The sequence below is a fragment of the Vibrio sp. 2033 genome, assembly GCF_033339735.1.
The window spans coordinates 1-556 of sequence record NZ_JAWOVC010000677.1 but is presented as its reverse complement, the minus strand read 5'-3'; the positions used below and the strand labels follow the sequence as shown (position 1 = coordinate 556).

Annotated in this window: 1 protein-coding gene; it reads right to left on the bottom strand. The window is 48.7% G+C overall.

What is annotated here, in order from left to right; translation table 11 throughout:
* Window positions 1-556, bottom strand: a 556-nt coding sequence (locus tag R7P74_RS28450) for an endonuclease (protein ID WP_318124042.1), incomplete at both ends; no start/stop codon positions are given.

Sequence of the window (556 nt, the reverse complement as noted above, 5' to 3'; positions counted from 1 at the left end):
ACCATTGCTGGAAACATAAGTCGAGGTGCCCACTTCGCCAAATGGCCAGTTGCTACGTTTGGCGTTTACATAACCATCGGTGGCAAACAAATGGTGACCGTCTGAGTTCATTGGTTCAACTTTGCCACCAAACCAGCTTTTCGGGAACGAGTGTTCACGGTTGTAGCAATCCCCTTCTTGACTGTATTGACCGCATTGGTCGGTTACTTTCGTGAAACTCACTGCGTCGTTGCCCGCAGGCTTCTCTGAATACATATCAAGAATGGAGCCGTCTTTCTCGTAGTAGTTATCCAAATCTGCGTCTTTTACCAAAGTCCAAATCGCTGAATAGCCACGGCTGGAGTGATTTTTGATGATGTTAAACAACGCCGTTTTGAGTGCGTAGCCTGTCTTGCCAGACGCGGCTTGATAATACCCATCAACCACTGGTGGAGTCGTGGTGGTGTCACCTAACGTAAAATCAGTGGTTTCGCTTTTGGCGAACTCAGCGCCAGAAGCAAGGGTCTTGGTTCCTTCCATCAACGTGTACGAACCCGCGCCACTTCCACAACAAATG